This window comes from Kosmotoga sp. DU53 (genome assembly GCF_001639905.1).
GTDB lineage: Bacteria > Thermotogota > Thermotogae > Petrotogales > Kosmotogaceae > Kosmotoga > Kosmotoga olearia.
Map to the genome: position 1 here is coordinate 21607 of NZ_JGCK01000061.1, position 12263 is coordinate 33869.

The window sequence follows — 12263 nt, forward strand, 5'->3', positions numbered from 1 at the left end:
TTAACGTCAATATTTTAACATAGAGAAAGAAGACCGTATGCTGTGCTAAAATTTATTTGACAGCAAAAAAAGGAGGAGATACGATGGATAGACAGGAGTTTATCAGCAAACTGGTAACCAGGAACGATACAAAAATAGTTTTGCTCGTTATGGATGGTGTTGGAGATTTACCTGTGAACGGTAGGACACCTCTTCAGGCTGCTCGTACACCAAATCTCGATGCGCTGGCGAAGAAATCTGAACTTGGACAGGCCGTTCCGGTAATTCCAGGTGTTACACCAGGGAGTGGACCGGGACATCTCGGACTTTTTGGATATGATCCGATAAAGTATCAGATTGGAAGGGGCATTCTTGAAGCACTTGGTTCTGACGTCGAAGTTGGTGAAAAGGATCTTGTGGCACGTGCTAACTTTGCTACCATCGATGGGGATACCGTTGTTGATAGAAGAGCGGGAAGGCCGGCAACGGAAGAAAGTGCAAAGGTTGTAGAAAAACTTGCGGAAGAAATAAAGAAAATAGAGGATATAGAGATATCGCTTTATCCCGGTAAGGAACACAGATTTGTTGTTAAGTTCACTGGTGAGGGGCTGGATGAAAGGATTTGCGATGCGGACCCACAAAAGACGGGACTTCCAATAGTGTGGGCTGAAGCCCTCGTACCGGAAGCAGAAAAAACCGCCAGAGTTGTCAATGAATTTCTCAGGAGGGTAAAGGAGATTTTGAAGGATGAAGAAAAAATGAATTTTGCTCTTTTGAGAGGATTCTCAAAGTACCCGCAGATCCCCAATTTTGAGGAGGTTTACAAGTTAAGGGCTGCTGCTATAGCTACATACCCAATGTACAGAGGGCTGGCAAAACTTGTCGGCATGAACGTTGTTGCGACAGGTACAACGATTAAAGATGAGGTAGAAACCCTCAAAGAGATCTGGAACGATTATGATTTCTTCTTCTTTCATGTAAAGAAGACAGATTCTTACGGTGAAGACGGTAACTTTGAATCGAAGGTTCACGTTATTGAAGAGGTTGATGATCTGCTTCCAGAAATTCTGGCTCTGAATCCTGATGTTCTTGTTGTAACGGGTGACCATTCGACACCCGTACCCATGAAAGCACACAGCTGGCATCCCGTTCCATTTATGGTTTATTCCGGATACGTTCGTGCGGGTGCCAGTGAAAAGTTCGATGAGTTTGAGTGTGCGCGTGGGGTTATCGGTACCATATATGCGGTTGATGAGATTCCATTGATGCTTGCCCATGCCATGAGACTTGAAAAATACGGAGCGTAAGGGAGGAGGTATCCTCCCTTGCCTCTTTTTTTCCTTTTTCTTTCACTTGCTTTTGGGGTATCTTCTGGAATTTCGATGCATTTTACGCTCTGGAGTACCACAGCGCTCTTTTTTCTTTTTGTAGCTTTTCTTTTTATTACCCGAAAAAATAGGCTGGTTGTTTTTATTTCCGTGTTTTGGTTATTTGGTATACTTCTTGGATACAGTACTTTCCCGGTTTTAGAGAATTCGCAGGTTGAATACGTTGGAATCGTGGAGAAGGTTGAATGGGAGAGAAGTGTCGTAGCCTCTTCTGGATATATGCTCGAAGAAGGTTCATGGAAGAAACTTCGCATACCTGTAAAAATAAAATTGCCGAAGTTGAGAAATTATCAAAAAGCACCGGAAGACAGGCAGGTTATCTGGGTTGCCGGAGAGCTTCGTAAGGTCAATAGGTATCCTTTCTATGAAATCACCGCTGAGATTTTCGGAGTTGCACCTTCGTTTGGGCCTGTGGATAGACTTGCCGGTAACACCAGAGAATACTTTGAACGCAGACTAACAGGGGCAGGGATTAATTCGGCGATTCCTTTCGCTTTGTTTCTTGGGAATAAGAGCAAGCTCTCCTATGGTCTAAGGAAGGCTATAAATGATCTCGGTCTCTCGCATATTTTTGCCGTCTCGGGAATGCATGTGGGAATTTTTTATCTTATAACGGAAATGCTTCTTGCAGTGTTTTTGTTGCCAAAAAGGTTTAGGCTACTTACCGTTGTGCTCCTGCTTTTACTTTATATATTGTCAACAGGACCATCGATTTCAGCGACAAGGGCATTCCTTGTTTTCGCACTGTACAGTTTTTTTGCCTGTTTGGATTATCCTCAACATCCCTTGAACATTCTCGGATTTGCTGGTATTCTGATGCTGGTTCATTCTCCAATAATAATAGCTTCGGTCGCTTTTCAACTTAGTTTTGTAGCTACCGCCGGGATTCTCATTTTGCTTCCCATACTTATGGCAGGGAATTCGGGGCTCTTTAAGGGGATGGTATCGGTAAGCATTGCCGCACAAATAGCAGTATTTCCTTTGACTGTGGTGACTTTTGAAGCTGTACCTCTTTTGACTATTCCATTAACAATCGTCATGGTACCTTTTTTTGTTTTCCCGATATTCGTCGGTCTGATTTTGACCATCGTTTTTTCATCACTAAAAATAATCCCCCTTGCAATCATAACAGCAAAGGGGGTAAATTTTCTGTCTTTGTTTTTTGAAAAAGGGCTTCACAAAATTTCAGAGCTTGGACTGATAGTAACTGTACCTTTTCCGTGGTCTTATTTTGTGGCGTTGTTAGTCTCTTATTCTTTGTTTGCAATACTCTTCTGGCATTCAGAGCAAAGCCCGTAAAACTTAAGTTGGTGGTCGGTTATTTTGAAACCGGTTTTTTCCTCTATGAGATTCTCAAGACCATCGAGAAGATCTTCCGGAAATTCGATAACCTTACCGCAGCTGTTACATACCAGGTGGTGGTGATGATGTTCACCTTTATCGACGAGCTCGTAACGAACCACACCATCACGAAAAACGATTTTTCTGAGAAGGCCTACCTCCGTTAAAAGTTCCACCGTTCTGTAAACCGTAGCCTTACTTATTCGAAGCCTTCTTTCAAGCACCTTTCTGTAGACTTCCTCGGCGCTCATATGTTCTTCTCCGGATTCCATGAAAGCTTTCAATATCAACTCTCTTTGGGCGGTCATTCTTTGTTTTCTCTTGCGCAACTCACTTCTAAGAATGTCTTGCTTCACTTTCAAAACCTCCCTGCCAAAACTGTTGGTGAATAAGGATCATCAGATTCATTTTACATGAGTTCATTTACAGAGAGTAGGTAATATGTTACAAAATATCTACATCAAAGGTTTGATGTCAACCTTCCAGCCGGTTAATTTTGCTGCAAGCCTGGCATTTTGACCACCTTTTCCAATTGCGAGTGAGAGCTGTGTGGGAGAAACATAGACAACGGCCTCACGGTTTGCGGAACTGACTATTTTAACCTCCACGGCTGTGGCTGGAGCTATTGCATTACCGACGAATTCTGCCGGATCGTCGCTCCATTTTAATATGTCAACCTTCTCAGGCCTTATTTCGCGCAGAACCTCTGCGATTCTGACCCCGCCTTCACCAATGCAGGCTCCTATGGGATCTACTTTGGGATTGGTAGATGCAACGGCAACCTTTGTCCTGATACCTTCTTCCCTTGCGACGGCTTTAACCACCACATCACCGCTCTCGATTTCTGGAACCTGGAGTTTTAACAACTCCACTACGAACTCTGTCCCTTTTCTGGTAACGAGAATCTTTGGACCTTTCGTTGTTCTGACGACATCTACTACGAATACCTTTATAAAACTGCCTGCCCTGAGCCTCTCGCCGGGAATCATTTCGCGGGTAGGAAGCCTTGATTCAAGTTTTCCTATTCTTATGTCAGCCCAGTTTTCGGTTACTCTGAGTATTTCTGCTGTGGTGACGGAACCTTTAAGTGCAGAATACGTCTGGAAAAGATTTTCCTTCTCCATTTCCCGAATTTTCTGAATCAAAACCTGTCTGGCCGTTTGAGCGGCTATTCTCTTGAATTTCTTTATATTGAGCTTTCTGTAGACATAACCATCGATCTCAGCATCAGAATCTATCTTCTTAGCTTCTGAAAGAGTGATCTCACGATAAGGGTTCTCAACTTCGTCAACAACCTTTAATTTTTCATATATGGCGATATCACCGGTGAGACGGTCTATCCTAACTTCAACCTCATTTTCGGTGCCAAAGTTTTTTCTATAAGCGCTCTGGAGTGCTTTTTCAAGAATACTGATAACTTCGTCTTTTTTAATATTTTTTTCTTCTTCAAGTTGTTCCAGCGCTTCCAGAAGATTGAGATTCATCTTCTGCACCTCCCAAGATTACCGTTCAAGTCTCAAATTTGCTTTCTTTATCATTCTGTATTCAACTTCAAATGTCCTGTTGCTGTCAGCCTCGATTATGGTCACGAGGTCTTCATTGGCATTAATTAGCTGGCCTACAAGCACAGAACGGTTTTCCAGAGGTTCTTTTAACACGATCTTTACGGATTTACCGGTGAATCTCATGAAATCCCCGGGTTTTCTGAGTTCCCTTTCAGCACCTGGTGATTCAATCACCAGATTGTAAGAAGAGCTTATTATTTCGGTTTCGTCAAGCTTCTTTTCGAATGCGCGAGAGAAATTTTCGCAATCTGAGATCGAAATATAACCGTCTTCTTTATCTATCGCAACTGTCAGAACCGCTCTTCTTCTTCCCTTACCAAAGGTCAGTTTGTATATCTCGTATCCCAACTCTTCTGCCACTTCTTCAGCTAGCTTCCTCAATTTTTCCGTTAGCTCATACATCCCATCCACCACTTCCATACTAATAAAAATAGAGGGCACAAACAGCCCTCTCCCTTAGGGAGTATTCACTAATTTAATTATATACATTTCCTGGTTATCAGTCAAGCGAAATGTATCTGAATTTATAGATAGTTGTTAGAGCTTATCCTCCGGCTGCTTTTCCCGGGATAATCCGCAGCTAACACGGTGTGATGGTTTTCCTTTCTGGTGTATAATTTATTTGAAGGAGGTGGTACGATGAAACAACTGATGGTGACGCTTCTGGTTATTGTGATGGTTGTTATAGGCTTTGGTAACTATCTCTATATAAACCCTATTGGACCAACGCTCGTTCCAATAGCACGTTTGATACATGATTCTCCAGACGGAAAGACGATCGCTGAAGGCTTTTCCATTGAGTTCTGGAAAACCGTTGATCAGGCTTTAGCACTCGTGATAAGTGGAAAAGCCGATTTTGCTCTTCTTCCCGTCACTATCGGTGCAAAACTTGCTGCAGAGGGTGTTCCGATAAAACTCGCGGCAGTTTCCATGTGGGGCGGTTTTTATTTTGTTTCCCGTAATGAGCCTATTGAAGGTGTTGAAGATCTATTGGGAAAGGCTGTTTACACGCTTCATGCCCCCGGACAAACGGCGGATGTTATACTGCGTGGTGTACTTGAAAAACTGGGGTATGAGGTGAATAAGGACATTAGGATCGTTTATGTGGCGGGACCAGAAGCGTTGCAATTATTCGCTGCCGGAAAAGCCGATATACTTTTGCTTCCTGAACCTTTCGCTTCTTTAGCCCAGGCCAAGGTGAAGGGGTCTATTAAATCCATGAGTATCGATGAATTGTGGAGAATTCTGAGCCCTGGAAATGGTCCGATACCGAGTTCCGGGATCTTTGTTAGAAAAGATGTGGACCCAACCGTTGTTGATCTATTCCTTCTTCTTTATAAACAATCTTTGACCCTTTCTCTTCAGGATCTGGAGCTCACCGCGTCGATTGTTTCCGAAGCGATGGGTGGATTTCCCGTTCCAATATTGAAGAAGTCCTTTTCAGGAATAGACTACGAATTCAAAGCAGCTTCTGAAATAAAAGATGAAGTGGTTTCCTATCTGGAAACGTTAAGAGAACTTGATGAATCTTTAGTTGGTGATTTAAATTTTGACGAGTTTTTCTATGAGAAATAGTCAACTTGGCCTGTTTGCAGCTATATTGATAATTCTTGGGATCTGGGAGCTTGCATACCTCGCGGTAGGCAATTCCCTTTTGCTTCCAGGACCAATTACAACCTTCAAAAGGCTGGGAGAACTGTGCACGAACCTTGAGTTTTATCTCACGGTTTTCACAACCTTTTCAAAGGCAGTTCTTGGTTTGGCTCTAGCTCTTATCGCTGGCGTGCTCGCTGGTTTTTCCATGGGGCTCTCCAGGACGATATATACGCTTTTTAGGCCCCTGGTGATTGTCATGCAGTCTGTTCCAATCGTATCGTGGCTGGCTTTAGCGGTGTTGTGGTGGGGTATTGGTTTCAGGTCACCTGTGTACATAGTTTTTCTCACACTTTTTCCGATTATCACATTGAATATTGTTGAGGGTGTACGTAACGTAGATGTCAAGCTCGTTGAAATGGCAAAGGTTTTTTCGGTCAGTAAATCACGTATTTTTAAGGACATTTATTTCGGGTCGACCTTACCGTTTATAGCTTCGTCTTTGAGAATAAGTGTTGGTGTTATGTGGAAATCCGTTGCTGTGGCTGAATTTATGGTAGGAACTACCGGTATAGGAAGGAAAATATTCGACGCTAAATCGTACCTTGAAACCACTGATGTCTTTGCTTATACCCTTGTTCTGGTGATTCTCGGGATATTGAGCGAGAAGATGCTCGATCAGTTTGCGAAAAGGACTTTTAGGTATGTTGATAAAAGCTGAAGGTGTATCAAAGTCTTTCGGGAATAATCAAGTGATTCAGAATTTGTACCTCTCCGTTACTGAGGGGGAATTTTTATCCGTACTAGGGAGCTCGGGATGCGGTAAAACGACCCTCTTGAGGTTACTGGCCGGGATTCTAAAGCCTGATTCCGGGAGGATTGCAACGAATCGCTCGAGGATAGGTTTTGTTTTTCAGGATGATAGGCTGATTCCGTGGAAAAATGTTTTGTACAATGTTTCTCTGGTGTCTTCCGAAGAAAGAGCGAAAAAGATGTTGAAAAGGGTTGAGCTTGCAGATGCGCTGTACAAGTATCCCGGCGAATTGAGCGGTGGAATGGCAAAGAGGGTTAATCTTGCGCGTGCCCTGAGCTATAATCCTGAAATTTTGTTTCTGGATGAACCTTTTTCTTCTTTAGATGTGGTAACCAGGGAAAAGATGATGGAATTAATTGCCTCGCTCTGGAAGGAAGTGAATTTAACAATAATCATGGTTACCCACGACCCGCTTGAAGCTGCTGAGCTGTCCACCAGGGTTGTGGTATCTTCGAAGGGGTTCAAAAGGCTTCAAGAATTTGAACTCGGGGATCCAGGTGGAAGAACCTTTGAAGAAAATGCCAGAATTTCAAAGAAACTGCTCGATTCGCTAAGGAAAGTGTCGGATTTTGTTCAATAAAACGTCTAATAAACGCAACCCCGTTGTTGTAGCATTGCAACGCTGAAGATTTGAAAAGAGGGAGAAAGACAATGGTGAAAGTGACGGAACTTTTAATAGACTTGAATTCCTTTGAATCGAGAAAAGAGATCGATGTGGCTTTTGATAATCCTTTTGCTGAAATCAAATGTAGCACGCAGATAGTGGTGCATGCAGTTCTTTATAAGACCAGGGATTCAGTTGTACTGACTGGTGATATCCAAACAGTGGTGATTGACAAGTGCGCACGGTGCTTGAAGGATGTCGAAGTACCAATAAATGGAACACTTGAAGCGGTATATATACCTTTTAATAAGTACATAAAAGAAATAAAAGATGGCCCGGTAGATAATCTTGAAAACACTTTGCCGTTAAAAGAGGAAGTATTAGACTTGTCAGATCGAGTCATTGAGGCTATAATAGTGGAGATACCGCAGAAGGTTCTTTGTGTGGAAGACTGTAGAGGGCTCTGCCCAGTTTGTGGAGTTGATTTGAACGAAAATCCGGATCATTTCTGTGAAGGTAAGGAAGAACCGAGTGATAAGTGGCACTCGCTTCTTGGTGAATTGAAAAAGAATATTGTTGATAATAATTCTGACTGGGAGGGATAAAAGTGGCTGTACCCAAGCAAAAGCGTTCGCGCTCCAGGACACATCATAAGCGTGTGAAGATCTATAGGCCTATAAAGGTCGCTGTTTCTGTTTGCCCGAATTGTGGCGAACCAAAGGAACCTCATAGAGTTTGTCTGCACTGCGGATACTATGGAGGCAAACAAATACTTGAAATAGGTGAATGAATATGTCAGGGATAAAAATAGCCCTGGATGTATATGGTGGAGATCTGGCGCCCGATGTAAACATCGATGGCGCCATTTTAGCTTTGAAGGGGCTGAAAGATCTTGAGATTACGCTGGTAGGCAAAAAAGATGAGATTAATAGATTGTTGGAGAAAAGAGGTTTTGCCAGCGAACGCTTGAGTATCTATGATGCTCCGGACGTTTTTGGAATGGCCGAAAAACCATCCCAATTGTTGAGAAAGAGGAATTCATCACTTTTCAAAACTGCTGAACTTGTCAAGAAGAACGAAGTCGATGCCATGGTATCCGCTGGAAACACCGGTGGGGTTCTTGTGGCCGGCCTTTTTGTTGTGGGCAGGATTAAGGGAATCGAGAGAGGGGCCATTGCTGTTCCCATATCCAGCAAAAGAGGTTTTACTGTGCTCCTGGATTGTGGCGCGAATCTTGAGGTTCGACCGGGGCATCTGAGAGATTTTGCTAAGATGGGGTTCGAATATGCAAGAATTCTCGGGAAGGAGTCCCCACTGGTAGGGTTATTGAACGTTGGTGAGGAAGAGGAAAAGGGCACGGAGTTAGTAAAAGAAGCCTTTGGAATGATAAAAGAAGCTTTAGGTGAAACCTTCGTTGGAAACGTTGAAGGAAGAGACATCCTTTATGGTAATGTGGATGTTGTGGTAACCGATGGGTTTAAGGGAAATGTTGCTATGAAGACAATAGAAGGAACCGCCAAATTCATAGGGGATCTTCTTAAGATGCATATAAAACAGGCTGGAATATTGGGGCTGCTTGGAGGATTGCTTCTGAAGGGGGCTTTCAATAATTTGAAGAAGAGCCTGGATCCGAGGATCTATGGGGGAGCATTTATTCTCGGGGTCAAGGGTGTTGTGGTAAAAGCACACGGGAATTCTGATGCGCTGGCGATTTCAAATGCCATAAAAGTGGCTTGTAACGGTGTCAAAGGCAGACTCGTGGAGAAGTTGGAAGCACGATTTGGGAGTGAATAGGTGTGTGCGGGATAGTTGGGATAGTTGGTAGAGAGTTCTACCTGGAGCAACTCATGAAGGGGCTTAAGAAACTCGAATACAGAGGATACGATTCTTCAGGTGTGGCTTATGTTGAAAACGGGGAACTTATTATAAGGAAAGCCGTTGGAAGGATAGCTGCTCTTGAGGAGAAACTTGGAAAGGAAAACAAAAATAAGATACCTATTGGGATAGCACATACGCGCTGGGCCACACACGGGATCCCATCTGATGTAAACGCTCATCCACATATAGACTGCTCCGGCAAACTTGCTGTGGTTCATAATGGGATTATAGAAAATCATACGGAATTAAAAGCAAGGCTTCAGAGAAAAGGGCACGTTTTCAAATCTGATACGGATACGGAGGTTATTGCACACCTTATAGAGGAGCATTTTAATGGGTCTCTCCTTGATGCCGTCAGACATGCGCTTGTGGACCTTGAGGGTGCTTATGCCATAGCGGTGGTTCATGTGGACGTTCCGGATAGAATTGTTGCCGCACGAAAGGGAAGTCCTCTTGTTGTTGGTGCGAATGGCGATGGTGCATACCTCGCATCCGATGTTACTCCATTGCTACATTACATACGGGATGTTTATTTCATAGAGGATGGAGATGTGGCACTTCTGAGTGCAGGCGAGGTCAAAATTTTCAGGACTGATGGCACACGTGTTTCCAGACCTTTAACTCATATAAATTGGACGGAGGATGCTGCGGAGAAAGGCGGATATCCTCATTTTATGTTGAAAGAGATCTTTGAAGAACCACAGGTTATCAGAAATGCCATAACCGGAAGAGTAAAGAACGGGAAAACAATTATAGCGGAACTGGAATCGATAGCCGATAAACTCAAAACCACCCGTAATGTGCAGGTAGTTGCCTGTGGCACCAGTTATCATGCCGGGCTCGTTTTCAAGAGATTTCTTGAAGAATATGCGGCGTTGAATGTTGAGATCGATGTGGCTTCAGAGTTCAGATATAGAAAGATAAAATTCGATGAAGATACCATCGTTGTCGCTATATCCCAATCGGGAGAAACAGCTGATACCCTTGAAGGGATTAGAATCGCAAAGGCTAGAGGTGCTACGATAATCGCGGTGACGAATGTTGTTGGTTCAACGATTTCTCGTGAAAGTCATGCTGTTGTTTATCTCAACGCGGGACCTGAAATAGGCGTCGCCGCAACGAAAACCTATGTTTCTCAATTGACAGTTTTGTTATTGATAGCCAGTTATATCGCCCAGCTCCGAGGTTTCGGGGATAAAAAGCTGATGCAGATAGTAAATGAAATCGAAGGTATGCCAACGATATTTGAAAGCATTCTCGCTACTTCAAATGACCTGACCCGGGAACTGGCGAAGGAGTACTTCGATTACATTCATTTCATGTACATAGGGCGTGGATACGGTTATCCGAGTGCACTTGAAGGCGCGTTGAAACTCAAAGAGATAAGTTACATCCATGCATCAGCTTATCAGGCTGGTGAGCTGAAACACGGGCCTATCGCGCTTTTAGATAGGAAGTTTCCGGTGTTTGCAATTGTTCCTGATGATTCGTTGAAAACTAAAACCCTTTCAAACATAATGGAGACCCGTGCGCGCGACGCCAAAGTGGTAGCGATTTGTACTGAAGGCGACCAGGCGGTTGCGCGTATAGTTAATAGCAGAATTGAGGTTCCGAAGGTATCAGAGCCGTTGTATCCGCTTGTTATGTCGCCCTATCTACAGTTGTTTGCTTATCATGTTGCTGTTATGCGCGGCCATGATCCGGATAAGCCGAGGAATCTCGCGAAAAGCGTAACCGTTGAATAAAAAACATAACCCAACAAATCGGGAGGTGACCTTTTGGACGGGAATATAAGAGAGATTGTAAAGATTCTTTATGACAAGGAGGCAGCGGATATCGTTCTTTTGGACGTTTCTGAAGTCTCTAACCTTACGAGTTATTTTGTAATAGCGACCGCTAACTCCGATCCGCATATGGAAGCGTTGAGAGATGGAATACTCGATTTCTTAGAAAAACATAACGTTCCTGTAATTTATTACGATAAGGGTAAAGGCTATGATTGGATGGTAATAGATTGTGGTTATTTTATCGTGCACATCTTTAGCAATAGAGGAAGGGAATTTTACGCACTTGAAGATCTCTGGTTGAATGCTAAACGGTATGATGTTGAAGAAATAATCTCTTTGTGAGTTTCAATTCACACGACCGATAATTGGCTGGTCTCGGTGCCTAAGGGTCGATCAGCCGGGGTCGGAGGGAGAAAACCAAAAGTGGAGGTGTTTTTGTGGCAGTTGTAACGATGAAACAGCTTCTGGAAGCAGGTGTCCATTTTGGGCACAGGACCAGAAGATGGAATCCGAAGATGAAACCCTACATCTATGGCGAGAGAAAGGGCATTTATATCATTGACTTGCAGAAAACCCTGAAGCTTCTCGACCAGACTTATGACTACGTTAGAGAAAGAGCCCGTGAAGGGGCTACGTTTATGTTTGTTGGAACCAAGCGCCAGGCTCAGCAGATCATCGAGAATGAAGCCAAACGTTGTGGTGCGGCGTACGTAAACAACCGCTGGCTCGGTGGGCTTCTCACCAATTTCACAACCATAAGAAAGAGAATAGAGGTTTTGAAGCAGTACGAAGAGATGGAAATTAGCGGAGAACTTGATGCACTTCCCAAAAAGGAGCAAAGCAGGATCAGGAAGAAGTTAGAAAAACTGAGAAAGAATCTTAATGGTGTCAAAGATATGGAACGAATTCCTGACGTTATCTATGTTGTTGACCCGAAAAAAGAGGAAATCGCTGTCGCTGAGGCCAACAAGCTTGGGATAACAGTAATCGGGATAGCTGATACCAACTGCGACCCGGATGTTCTTGATTATCTGGTGCCAGGCAACGATGACGCTATCAGGGCTATTCAGCTTATCACCCGAACCATAGCCGATGCGATTCTTGAAGGCCGGGAAGGTATGAACCTCTCAGAGGAAGCTGCCGAGGTTGTCGAAGAGACAAAAGAAGAACCAGAAGAAAAAAGCGTTGAAGAAGAAAAGGTCGTTGAGGTCGAGGTTTCGGAGGCTTCCGATGATGAAACGCAAAATAGCAAAGAAGAACTCTGAGGATTTCTGAAGATGGTAAAAGCGACGGCGTGGATGCCGTCGCTTTTTT

The 12263-nt window shown here is 43.6% G+C and carries 14 protein-coding genes; 11 read left to right on the forward strand and 3 right to left on the reverse strand.

Annotated elements, in window-relative coordinates:
• Positions 1-83 precede the first annotated feature (83 nt).
• The gene (locus DU53_RS07995) at positions 84-1286 is read left to right on the forward strand and encodes a 2,3-bisphosphoglycerate-independent phosphoglycerate mutase (RefSeq protein WP_015868861.1); all 1203 of its coding nucleotides are present in this window, start codon (positions 84-86) and stop codon (positions 1284-1286) included.
• 18 nt (positions 1287-1304) lie between these two features.
• On the forward strand, positions 1305-2666 hold the full coding sequence (locus tag DU53_RS08000) for a ComEC/Rec2 family competence protein (protein ID WP_015868862.1): 1362 nt from the start codon (positions 1305-1307) through the stop codon (positions 2664-2666).
• On the opposite strand, the gene DU53_RS08005 is transcribed toward DU53_RS08000, so the two are convergent.
• The 3 genes from DU53_RS08005 to rimP form a co-directional block, all read right to left on the reverse strand.
• Positions 2618-3064: a Fur family transcriptional regulator gene (locus DU53_RS08005; protein WP_015868863.1), complete on the reverse strand. Its 447-nt coding sequence runs from the start codon at positions 3062-3064 to the stop codon at positions 2618-2620. The two genes, DU53_RS08000 and DU53_RS08005, sit on opposite strands and share 49 nt — an antisense overlap.
• A 99-nt stretch (positions 3065-3163) precedes the next feature.
• The gene (gene nusA, locus DU53_RS08010; RefSeq protein ID WP_015868864.1) at positions 3164-4192 is read right to left on the reverse strand and encodes a transcription termination factor NusA; all 1029 of its coding nucleotides are present in this window, start codon (positions 4190-4192) and stop codon (positions 3164-3166) included.
• 18 nt (positions 4193-4210) lie between these two features.
• Complete coding sequence (gene rimP / locus DU53_RS08015) at positions 4211-4714, reverse strand: ribosome maturation factor RimP (RefSeq protein ID WP_015868865.1); 504 nt, start codon at positions 4712-4714, stop codon at positions 4211-4213.
• 198 nt (positions 4715-4912) lie between these two features.
• Between rimP and DU53_RS08020 the strand changes: the two genes are divergently transcribed.
• The 9 genes from DU53_RS08020 (at position 4913) to rpsB (ending at position 12214) form a co-directional block, all read left to right on the forward strand.
• The gene (locus tag DU53_RS08020) at positions 4913-5848 is read left to right on the forward strand and encodes an ABC transporter substrate-binding protein (protein WP_015868866.1); all 936 of its coding nucleotides are present in this window, start codon (positions 4913-4915) and stop codon (positions 5846-5848) included.
• Positions 5838-6587: an ABC transporter permease gene (locus tag DU53_RS08025; RefSeq protein WP_015868867.1), complete on the forward strand. Its 750-nt coding sequence runs from the start codon at positions 5838-5840 to the stop codon at positions 6585-6587. The genes DU53_RS08020 and DU53_RS08025 overlap by 11 nt, the downstream gene beginning before the upstream one ends.
• Positions 6571-7260: an ABC transporter ATP-binding protein gene (locus tag DU53_RS08030; RefSeq protein WP_015868868.1), complete on the forward strand. Its 690-nt coding sequence runs from the start codon at positions 6571-6573 to the stop codon at positions 7258-7260. Before DU53_RS08025 ends, DU53_RS08030 begins: the two co-directional genes overlap by 17 nt.
• 71 nt (positions 7261-7331) lie before the next feature.
• A complete protein-coding gene (locus DU53_RS08035) occupies positions 7332-7889 on the forward strand; it encodes a DUF177 domain-containing protein (RefSeq protein ID WP_015868869.1) in 558 nt (185 codons plus the stop codon).
• A gap of 2 nt (positions 7890-7891) precedes the next feature.
• Positions 7892-8074: a 50S ribosomal protein L32 gene (gene rpmF, locus DU53_RS08040; protein WP_015868870.1), complete on the forward strand. Its 183-nt coding sequence runs from the start codon at positions 7892-7894 to the stop codon at positions 8072-8074.
• A gap of 11 nt (positions 8075-8085) precedes the next feature.
• Positions 8086-9078: a phosphate acyltransferase PlsX gene (gene plsX, locus DU53_RS08045; RefSeq protein WP_193334264.1), complete on the forward strand. Its 993-nt coding sequence runs from the start codon at positions 8086-8088 to the stop codon at positions 9076-9078.
• Positions 9079-9080: 2 nt separating this feature from the next.
• The gene (gene glmS, locus DU53_RS08050; protein ID WP_015868872.1) at positions 9081-10907 is read left to right on the forward strand and encodes a glutamine--fructose-6-phosphate transaminase (isomerizing); all 1827 of its coding nucleotides are present in this window, start codon (positions 9081-9083) and stop codon (positions 10905-10907) included.
• A 33-nt stretch (positions 10908-10940) separates the two neighbouring features.
• Positions 10941-11291, forward strand: coding sequence for a ribosome silencing factor (rsfS, locus tag DU53_RS08055; RefSeq protein ID WP_015868873.1), 351 nt, complete (start codon positions 10941-10943; stop codon positions 11289-11291).
• A gap of 95 nt (positions 11292-11386) precedes the next feature.
• Positions 11387-12214: a 30S ribosomal protein S2 gene (gene rpsB, locus DU53_RS08060; RefSeq protein WP_015868874.1), complete on the forward strand. Its 828-nt coding sequence runs from the start codon at positions 11387-11389 to the stop codon at positions 12212-12214.
• The last annotated feature ends 49 nt before the right edge of the window (positions 12215-12263 follow it).